The following is a 9,946-nucleotide window of genomic DNA, read 5'->3' on the forward strand; positions in this document are numbered from 1 at the left end:
AGAGCAGCGTTTTCATATCAGAAAGTAATGATTACTTAACGATACGGATAACTGGAGTTTCGCCAACAACAACGCTGCCAGAAAGTTTTTGCAACTCTTTGATTTCGTCCATGTTAGAAATAACAACTGGAGTTAGTGTTGATTTTGCATTTTCTTGCAAGTAAGCAAGATCAAATTCAATCACAGTGTCGCCCGCTTTAACCGATTGGCCTTCTTCAGCGATACGAGTAAAGCCTTGACCTTTAAGTTCAACAGTATCAATACCGAAGTGAACAAATAGCTCAATACCGTCGTCAGATTCAATTGAAAAAGCGTGGTTAGTTTCAAAAATCTTACCAATTGTACCGTTTACTGGTGCAACCATTTTGTCGCCGTTTGGCTTAATAGCAATACCGTCACCAACGATTTTCTCTGCGAAAACGACATCAGGCACATCTTCGATATTTACAATTTCACCTGAAAGAGGTGCGATGATTTCAATCGCGCCTGCATCAGCTGTGTCGTCAGATACTAGCTTCTTAAGTTTGTCAAACAGACCCATGTTGTGCTCCTAAGCAGCTAATTTTTAATCTCTAGTCGAAAGATTATATTATTAATTCGATTTTTCTGCGATAAATTTATCAACGCAAGCTTCAATTTCTGCGGCAGTCGCCATTGCAAGAGCTTCATCTGCCATTGCTTTTACTTCTGCATAGTTTGAATTACGAATAATTTTCTTCACACGCGGGATAGAAATACCACTCATGCTGAACTCGTTTAAGCCCATACCTAATAGAAGTAAGGTTGCACGTTCGTCACCAGCAAGCTCACCACACATACCAGTCCATTTTCCTTCTTTATGAGAAGCGTCGATAACTTGCTTGATCACGGTGAGTACTGCTGGCGATAGTGGGTTGTATAGGTGCGAAATTAATTCATTACCACGGTCAACTGCAAGAGTATACTGAGTTAAGTCGTTAGTACCAATACTAAAGAATGAAACTTCTTTCGCAAGGTGGTGTGCAATCGCGGCGGCGGCTGGCGTTTCAACCATTACACCGATTTCGATGCTTTCGTCAAATGCTAGTTTTTCAGTACGAAGTTCTGCTTTGTATTCTTCAATTGCCGCTTTAAGCTCTCGAATTTCTTCAACAGAAATAATCATAGGGAACATGATACGTAATTTTCCGTGTGCAGAGGCACGTAAAATGCCACGTAACTGGTCTTTTAGGATGTCACGGCGATCTAAGCTGATACGAATTGCACGCCAGCCTAAGAATGGATTCATCTCTTTTGGCAGATCCATGTAAGGAAGATCTTTGTCTCCGCCGATATCCATTGTACGAATGATAACTGACTCATCGCCCATTGCTTTCGCAACATCTTTATACGCTTTGTATTGCTCTTCTTCTGTTGGAAGAGAATCGCGATCCATAAATAGGAATTCGGTACGGTATAACCCGACACCTTCGCCACCATTACGGATGATACCGTCACAGTCTTTCACAGTACCTATGTTGCCGCATACTTCAACACGGTGGCCATCAGTTGTGATTGCTGGAAGGTCTTTTAATTTTGCTAGTTCTTCTTTTTCAGCAAAGAATGTATCGCGAATATTTTTCGCTTCAGTTAATTCTGCTTCAGAAGGGTTCACAATCACTTTGTTGTTGATCGCGTCGAGGATCAGCGTATCGCCATTTTTTACTTGTTTGGTAATGTCGTTAGTACCAACAATCGCAGGAAGTTCTAATGAACGAGCCATGATTGAGGTATGAGATGTACGACCACCAATATCACACACAAAACCAAGAACGAATTCTAGATTGATTTGCGCGGTTTCTGAAGGTGTTAAGTCATTGGCAACTAAGATAACTTCTTGGTTGATTGAACTTAAAGAAACAATATTAATACCTAATGCATTTTTAACGAAACGGCTACCGATATCACGGATATCAGTAGCACGTTCTTTTAGGTAATCATCATCAAGCGATTCAAGTGCGACTGCTTGCTCTTCAATTACAGAGTAAATAGCAAAATCAGCAGACATTTTATCTTTTTTGATGAGGGCTAAAATTTCTTCTTCTAGCTCTTCATCTTCAAGGAGCATGATATGACCTTCGAAGATGGCTTCTTTTTCTTCACCAAAAGTCTCAAGTGCTTTTTGTTTAATACCTTCCAATTGCTCAGAAGATTTATTACGAGCATCAAAGAAGCGTTTTATTTCTGCTTCAACTTGACTGTCCGAAATAGGATTTTTATTTAGGACAATTTCATCTTCTTGAAGAAGTAGTGCTTTACCAAAAGCAATACCAGGAGATGCTAGAATTCCAGAAATCATAGCCTTACCTTAATTTGTTCAAATTTAAAAAGTAGATACTTTGTTAATCACAAAATGTGATTAGTGTAGCTCATCCATAAGAGCTACAAGGTGGTCAACTGCTGCTTCAGCTTGTTCGCCTTCAGCAGAAATAGTGACTACAGTACCTTTAACTAAACCAAGAGTTTGTAGTTTGAAAAGGCTCTTAGCGCTTGCGCTTTTACCATTAGAAGTCACAGTGATGTCAGCATCAAATGCTTTAGCTTCTTTAACAAACTGCGCAGCTGGGCGAGTGTGAAGACCATTTTCTGCAGTGATTTCTACTTGCTTCTGATACATGTGTGTTACCCCGATTGATTTACTTTGTTATAGGATTTGAAAACAGTTTAGCTTACCTTCTTATGAGTTGTTTCGCTAGCCCATAAAATTGAGAGCAAATTATTTTCGTTCCAATTATTTAAGTCATGTTTGTCTATTTAGTACATGATTGTCTATTTTTTTAATAGTCATTGTGCTACTAAATTAGCCTCTTTATTTTGAGGCTTAAAATAAAACATCCTGATTATTACTAAAGGTGTGGTAAGGATCAACAAAAAAGCCCCATAAAGGAGCTTTTTTCGGTAAAAAATTGATTTGAACCCTTATTGTTGATTCTCTTTTTCAGTAAATAAACCTGCAAATAGAGCGGTGCTAAGGTAACGTTCACCTGAGCTAGGAAGGATGGCGACGATGGTTTTCCCTTCAAATTCAGGTAGTTCTGCTATTTTGTTGGCCGCTACAACGGCTGCGCCAGATGAAAATCCAGCTAAAATTCCTTCTTCTTCCATTAAACGGCGTGTCATTTCAATGGATTCTTCTGAAGTGACGCTTACGGTCTTATCAATTAAGCTTAAATCTAAGTTACCCGGAATAAAGCCAGCGCCAATACCTTGGATTTTATGTGGTCCTGGTGTTAATTCTTGACCTGCTAATGCTTGTGCGATAACAGGAGACTCTGTCGGTTCAACGGCAACCGTGGTGATCGCTTTTCCTTTGGTATTTTTAATGTAACGGCTAACACCTGTTAAAGTGCCACCCGTACCAACACCTGATACGAATACATCAATTTGGCCATCGGTTGCTTCCCAAATTTCAGGGCCTGTGGTTGTTTCATGGATCGCTGGGTTAGCAGGGTTATTAAACTGTTGCAATAATAGATACTTGCTTGGATCGCTAGCAACAATTTCTTCCGCTTTTGCAATCGCGCCTTTCATGCCTTTAGCTGCTTCTGTTAACTCTAAATTAGCACCTAACGCTTTTAATAGCTTACGACGCTCAATACTCATTGAGTCAGGCATAGTTAGTGTAAGTTTGTAACCACGCGCTGCCGCAACAAAGGCTAATGCGATGCCGGTATTACCTGAGGTTGGCTCTACCAATTCAATGCCAGGCTTTAATTGACCTGATTTCTCTGCTTCCCACACCATGTTGGCACCAATACGACATTTGACACTAAAGCTTGGGTTACGCGATTCAACCTTTACTAACACATTACCTTTGCTCACTCGATTGAGTCGCACCAGTGGTGTGTTACCTATGGTTTGAGAATTGTCTTCATAAATCTTGGTCATTTTTATGTTCCTTCATTCACGGTATGGGTGACAAATGTGTTCTAACAAAAAGTTAGACGATATAAAAATCATAATTCCTGTATAGAGGATGGAAAAGGAATAAATGGTTATAAGATATGGATAACCACAATCATCTCTCTTTCTTCGGAGTACATAATTATCTTGCGTTTAGGCTAGTTATATTGCTGATATCGTTCAACCCACATAGCCGTAGCGCCACAGACAGCGACAGGCATTACAATTAAATTGACGATAGGGATCATCGTGCATATCGCGACTAAACTGCCAAAACTATAGGCTAGAACTTGATTGGACTTCAAGTCTGTCTTCATTTTAGGAAAACTTATCTTATGGTTATCAAAAGGATAATCGCAGTATTGAATGGCAATCATCCAAGCGGAAAAAATAAACCACAGCACAGGGCCGATCGTTTGTCCTAGCGCGGGAATAAACAGAAGAATGAGTAATCCTAATGCTTTAGGTACGTAATAGACCAATTTGATCCATTCCCGATGCATAATTCTTGGCGTATCTTTTACTAATGAGAAAAGAGATTGGTCGGTTGGCGCTTGTCTGGTGAGTTGTATTTCTAATTTTTCTGCCAGCAAACCATTAAACGGCGCTGCGATCCAATTTGCTACGGTGCTAAAGAAATAGCTGAAAGTGGCAATAATGGTTAAGCCAAGTAAGGGCAATAAAATATAAGATAACCAAGACAGCATATCTGGTATCGAATCAATCCAATGACCCAACCAATCGCTTAGATTCGAATATAAATAAATTAATGATCCACCAAACAGTAGGATATTAATAAGCAAAGGTAGAATAACAAAGCGCCGTATTCCTGGTTGGAAGCAGAGTTGTAATCCATATCGGAAATAACCAAACCCACTTCTTGGCGGATATTGTAATGAAGATGAAGGTGTTGAAGACATAAAAACTCCATGTAATTCATTGTGAAAAAGAAGTCACACTACTATTCTACCCATATAAGAAGGGAAGAAAAGATGATGAAAGGCAGTATTTTATTTATACGAGAGCTTTCGCCGCCTAATTATTCAACACTCAACAGGTGAAAAAGTTCAATTAGACTGGTGTTATTGGGCTCAAAGTCAAAATGCGTGATAAAGTATTCAGAATACTGACATTAATTGATTCAAAAAAGATATAAACTTTTGGTAAAGTAATCAGATTCATTTTGTTATGCCTAATGATATCTTTTTCTAAGATCAAGATGGTTTAAAATTATTATAGAATTGAGAGTGACCAATGCAGGAATTGCGACTAGTACTCATTATTGTTGGCGGATTAGCTATCGCTGGTCTGTTAGTGCACGGTATATGGACAAACAGAAAAGAAGGCAAGGCAAAGTTTTCAGATAAACCTTTTAAAAAGTTGAAAGGTGCGAAAGAGCCAATTCTAGATTCTGAACCTGTCAATAAAGAAAGAAAAGAACCCGAATTTACCTCATCTGATCCTCTTGAAGAGGCTGACCCATTATTTGGCAGTTCAAATGTGTCTTTTGCAGGTGGCAACAAATTTTCAGCAATAGAAAGTGATGAAATATTAGAAGGTAAAGACATACCACTAATGGATGCTACTTCTAACCATGACGGGAAGGTTGATAATGTAACTTCTTCAACACAAGAGCAATCAAAAGAATCGGAGCAATGGTCAAATTCCGCCCAATCTATTGGGGGTAAAAGAGAAGGCTCTCCGTTATTGGAGTCGACAGCAACGTTATCTACGCAATCAACCCCTTACGATAAACCAAGTTATACAGCTGAAAATGAAAAAGCTCTTGAAACCGCTCAGACTGTTGAAGATAGTAATGTGGATGAACCGCCACAAAGCGATGAACTTGAAGTTATTGTCTTCCATGTACGTTCCGCTAGTACGTCTGATTTTATTGGTACGGAATTGTTCGCTAGCATGATTAAAAATGGGCTTACGTATGGTCCTATGGGCATTTTTCACCGCCGCGTAGAGGCTGATGATGAGCATAGTAAGGTTTTATTTAGTGTTGCGAATATGATGAACCCAGGGACTTTGGCTTATGATGATCCAGCTAATTTCACCACTAAAGGTTTATCTTTTTTTATGACGTTGCCCGGTTATGGCGATGCTGATCAAACATTTAAAGAAATGTTACGCACCGCGCAGCAAATCGCAGATGATCTCGGGGCTAATGTGCTGGATGATAAGCGTAATTTGATGACGCCAGATCGCTTGTCGGCTTATCGTCAGCAAGTTCGACAGTTTATGTCTCGAGTATCGAATTAAAAATTAAATATTTAAATAAATTAGGCTTCCTATTTGGGAGCCTTTTTTGTTTAGGTTGTGGTCAATGATATCTATTATGAATAATAGTGATAGAAACACTCAAGTGAGAAGACAATGACACAAGATATTGCAGAAAAAATTGAACAGTTGAGAGAGGTACTTCATTACCACGGTGTACGGTACTACGTTGAAGATGCACCAGAAGTAACGGACTCTGAATATGATCGTTTAATGAAAGAGTTAACGATATTAGAGCAACAATACCCTGAATACGCCTCTGATCATTCACCGACGATGCGAGTAGGCGGCCAACCACTCTCTAGCTTTAGCCAAGTGCAGCATGAAATACCAATGCTTTCTCTCGATAATGCATTTGAAGATGCGGAACTAGAAGCATTTGATAAAAGACTCAAAGCACGGATTGATCATAGAGGGAAAGAAACGTTTTGTTGTGAGCCAAAGCTTGATGGTTTGGCTGTCAGCTTACTTTATGAAAATGGTGTATTAGTTCAAGCGGCAACACGAGGTGACGGGGCGACAGGGGAAAATATTACCACCAACGTAAAAACGATTAAAGCCATTCCATTGAAACTCCAAGGTAAAGATTGGCCAGCTCGAATAGAGGTGCGTGGAGAAGTTTTTATGTTACTTGATGGCTTTAATCGATTTAATGATAAAGCGTTAAAAAATGGCACGAAACCTTTTGCCAACCCTCGTAATGCTGCGGCCGGAAGTTTACGCCAATTGGATTCAAAAGTGACCGCTACACGTCCGTTAAGTTTTTATGCTTACAGTGTTGGCGTAGTGGAAGGCGGTGAGCTTCTAGCTAGCCACTATCAGCGGTTCTTACAGCTTAAATCATGGGGTTTACCTATGTGCCCAGAAACTAAGGTGGTCGAAGGCTTAGAGCAAGTGAAATCTTACTATCACGATATTCTTAACCGTCGCTCACAACTTGCATATGAAATCGATGGCGTGGTGATTAAGGTCGATGATATTGCGCTGCAAGAAGAGCTGGGTTTTGTGGCGAGAGCGCCACGTTGGGCTATTGCGTATAAATTCCCTGCCCAAGAAGAAATGACCACGCTCAATGGTGTTGAATTTCAAGTAGGAAGAACAGGGGCGATTACACCGGTCGCAAAGCTTGAACCTGTTTATGTTGGCGGCGTTACGGTGAGTAATGCGACATTGCATAATGCGGATGAAATTGAACGGTTAGATGTTCATATTGGGGATACGGTTATCGTCCGCCGCGCTGGTGATGTTATCCCAAAAATAGTAGGCGTTGTAGCCGATCGTCGTCCAAGTGATGCTGAATTGGTTCTGTACCCAAAGTATTGTCCTGTATGTCAGTCTGATTTAGAAAGAATTGAGGGCGAGGCTATTACGCGCTGTACTGGTGGTTTAATTTGTAAGGCACAACGAATCGAAGCACTAAAGCATTTTGTATCACGTAAGGCGATGGATGTGGACGGTCTGGGCGTGAAAGTACTTGAACAATTAGTTGAAAAAGAGATGGTTGAGACACCAGCAGATCTCTTTAAATTAAGCGCAGGGTTATTGACGATATTGGAGCGAATGGGGCCTAAATCAGCACAAAATGTGGTTAACGCACTCGAGCATTCAAAACAAACGACTTTACCGCGTTTTCTCTATTCTTTAGGGATCCGTGAGGTGGGTGAAGCAACTGCCTTAAATTTAGCCATGCATTTTTCTGATCTTGGTAAAATACAAACCGCGACGGAGGAGCAATTAATTGAAGTTTCTGATGTCGGTAAAATTGTCGCACAGCACATTGTTCATTTTTTTGCAGAGCAACAGAATGTGCAAGTTATACAGCAACTCATTGAACAAGGTATCCACTGGCCAGATATTGCACCGTTAGCACATTCAGATGAATTACCTCTTGCAGGACAAACGGTTGTGATAACAGGCACCTTTAATGATGTTAATCGCAATGAAGCCAAAGCCGCATTACAAGCATTAGGAGCAAAAGTCGCTGGTAGTATTTCTAAAAAGACGGATATTCTATTTGCAGGTGAAGCTGCGGGTTCTAAATTAACAAAGGCGCAGGAATTAGGCGTGGAAATTCAAGATGAGCAACAGTTAATTGCCTGGCTGAACAAACTATGATGAGATTATTTTATACAATTTTTTTAATGACTTATACGTGTTTACCATAATGTAAATGAACTTACTTTTAGGTGTTAAAAAAGCACCAATTTAAACATCAATAACAAGAAAGCACCTTCGTGGGTGCTTTTTTGTTATCTGTTAGTTTTGATTGATTTTAATTAGGAATGAATCAAATGAAACAATAAATCACCAAAATATCAATAAATATAAAAAAGTGTGGTCTTTGTTTTTATTTAAACGTAAGTATTTGTTTTTAATATATTATATTTAAGCCTAAACTAAGGGTGAGGTAGTATGATTTATATCATTTTAGGCGTTAAAGTTTGCACTCACTCATATTTTTTTGTTAAAGAATTAAGTTAATGTTGATGTTTTTTCCTGCGAAGATAGTCTTAGTAGCGTAAATGCACAATGTGTATTAGACAGTAGGAAAAAGAATTTTTCGCTTGGTTAGTTTTCTTAGCGAAATAATTAAAAAATTAACCTTATTGCTTTCGGCGGCCACTTAAAGCAGTAAGGAAATCAAAAACAGCTATGTTCATTTTTTAGGAGCTTTTCCATGGAAAAAATATTTAATCGTACGCTACTTGGCGCTGCAATTTCTCTTGCAGCAGTAACTGGTACAGCAAATGCGGCCATTCCTCTTGCAGGTGATGCAGTTCAATTTTACGGTCAAGCAGCTGGCTTCATGATTTACGGTAATGACCAAGATGATAGTAATCTTGGTGCTATTATTGAATCTCGTGTTGGTTTCCGCGGTACTGTTGAGTTTGATGATTTTGCTCCAAATTTCATTTGGCAGATTGAAGGTGGGGATGCAAATAACGGCGATAAATCAGGTCAACTAGGCGCTCGTGATACTTACCTTGGTTTGGATTTTGATGGCATTGGTTCATTTAAATTTGGTCGTCAACTAGTTGCAACTTACAACTATGTCGATTGGCCACACTCGAACCCAGGTTTAGGTAACGTATTCGATTGGAATAATGATATTGGTGCTGGTTACCAAGATCGTGCTGATAACGTAATCCGTTATGATTCAGCAAACTGGGGCGGGTTTGCATTACAAGCAACCGTCAGCGGAATGGAAAACAATGTCGATGCATTAGTGGCAAGTGTTGCAGCTTCTTATTCTATGGATATGTTTAGTATTCATGCGGGTTATTATAGCCGTGGCGAATACACAACGATGGGCGACGATGTTGACCCACAATATATTGTCGATAACAACGGCAATTTGATTATGAATCCAGACTATGATGCAAATGGTGTTGAAATTACGCATTATAAGAATAACTACGGTATTGTCGGTGGTAGTTTCTTCTTAGGTGATGTAACCCTAACGGCTGCATATAAAAGAATGGAGCAAGACTCTGCTGCTGGTAGTAATACACAAAACGCTTGGTCTACAACCGCTCAATATGTATTAAATCAAAAATGGGTATTTAAAGTAGGTTACGCAGGTACGGATGATGCCGACATGGCCGATGGCACAGGGCAGAATACTTCAGATACTGCAATAACGGCTCGTTTAGGCTATTTGCTACCTAGTACTTACCTATACATTGATTCACGTAATTATGAAATGAATAATTCTGGCGATTGGAATAACTACGTTTTA

The 9,946-nt window shown here is 39.6% G+C and carries 8 protein-coding genes; 3 read left to right on the plus strand and 5 right to left on the minus strand.

Annotated features, from left to right (window positions below; all coding sequences use genetic code 11):
• Positions 1 to 31 precede the first annotated feature (31 nt).
• The 5 genes from crr to cysZ form a co-directional block, all read right to left on the minus strand.
• Positions 32 to 541 carry a PTS glucose transporter subunit IIA gene (crr, locus tag FH976_RS14685; RefSeq protein ID WP_190329924.1) on the minus strand — a complete coding sequence of 170 codons (510 nt, stop codon included), beginning with the start codon at positions 539 to 541 and terminating at the stop codon, positions 32 to 34.
• A 51-nt stretch (positions 542 to 592) separates the two neighbouring features.
• Positions 593 to 2,317, minus strand: coding sequence for a phosphoenolpyruvate-protein phosphotransferase PtsI (ptsI, locus tag FH976_RS14690; protein WP_194091544.1), 1,725 nt, complete (start codon positions 2,315 to 2,317; stop codon positions 593 to 595).
• A 60-nt stretch (positions 2,318 to 2,377) separates the two neighbouring features.
• On the minus strand, positions 2,378 to 2,635 hold the full coding sequence (gene ptsH, locus FH976_RS14695; protein ID WP_194091545.1) for a phosphocarrier protein Hpr: 258 nt from the start codon (positions 2,633 to 2,635) through the stop codon (positions 2,378 to 2,380).
• Between the two features lie 302 nt (positions 2,636 to 2,937).
• Entirely contained in the window at positions 2,938 to 3,906 is a 969-nt protein-coding gene (cysK, locus tag FH976_RS14700; protein WP_194091546.1) for a cysteine synthase A, read from the minus strand.
• A gap of 173 nt (positions 3,907 to 4,079) precedes the next feature.
• A complete protein-coding gene (cysZ, locus tag FH976_RS14705) occupies positions 4,080 to 4,841 on the minus strand; it encodes a sulfate transporter CysZ (protein ID WP_194091547.1) in 762 nt (253 codons plus the stop codon).
• Positions 4,842 to 5,175: 334 nt separating this feature from the next.
• Between cysZ and zipA the strand changes: the two genes are divergently transcribed.
• The 3 genes from zipA to FH976_RS14720 all read left to right on the plus strand — a co-directional run.
• Complete coding sequence (zipA, locus tag FH976_RS14710) at positions 5,176 to 6,189, plus strand: cell division protein ZipA (RefSeq protein WP_194091548.1); 1,014 nt, start codon at positions 5,176 to 5,178, stop codon at positions 6,187 to 6,189.
• Positions 6,190 to 6,303: 114 nt separating this feature from the next.
• Positions 6,304 to 8,322, plus strand: coding sequence for an NAD-dependent DNA ligase LigA (gene ligA / locus FH976_RS14715; RefSeq protein ID WP_194091549.1), 2,019 nt, complete (start codon positions 6,304 to 6,306; stop codon positions 8,320 to 8,322).
• A gap of 562 nt (positions 8,323 to 8,884) precedes the next feature.
• On the plus strand, positions 8,885 to 9,946 hold a 1,062-nt coding region (locus FH976_RS14720), incomplete at its 3' end, for a porin (RefSeq protein ID WP_194091550.1).

The organism is Vibrio hibernica (assembly GCF_015223435.1).
In the GTDB taxonomy this organism is placed as follows: Bacteria; Pseudomonadota; Gammaproteobacteria; order Enterobacterales; family Vibrionaceae; genus Vibrio; species Vibrio hibernica.

Excerpts from the sequence above, each read along its gene's own strand:
- crr (WP_190329924.1), bottom strand. The coding sequence starts at position 541 with ATGGGTCTGTTTGACAAACTTAAGAAGCTAGTATCTGACGACACAGCT.
- ptsI (WP_194091544.1), bottom strand. The coding sequence starts at position 2,317 with ATGATTTCTGGAATTCTAGCATCTCCTGGTATTGCTTTTGGTAAAGCA.
- ptsH (WP_194091545.1), bottom strand. The coding sequence starts at position 2,635 with ATGTATCAGAAGCAAGTAGAAATCACTGCAGAAAATGGTCTTCACACT.
- cysK (WP_194091546.1), bottom strand. The coding sequence starts at position 3,906 with ATGACCAAGATTTATGAAGACAATTCTCAAACCATAGGTAACACACCA.
- cysZ (WP_194091547.1), bottom strand. The coding sequence starts at position 4,841 with ATGTCTTCAACACCTTCATCTTCATTACAATATCCGCCAAGAAGTGGG.
- zipA (WP_194091548.1), top strand. The coding sequence starts at position 5,176 with ATGCAGGAATTGCGACTAGTACTCATTATTGTTGGCGGATTAGCTATC.
- ligA (WP_194091549.1), top strand. The coding sequence starts at position 6,304 with ATGACACAAGATATTGCAGAAAAAATTGAACAGTTGAGAGAGGTACTT.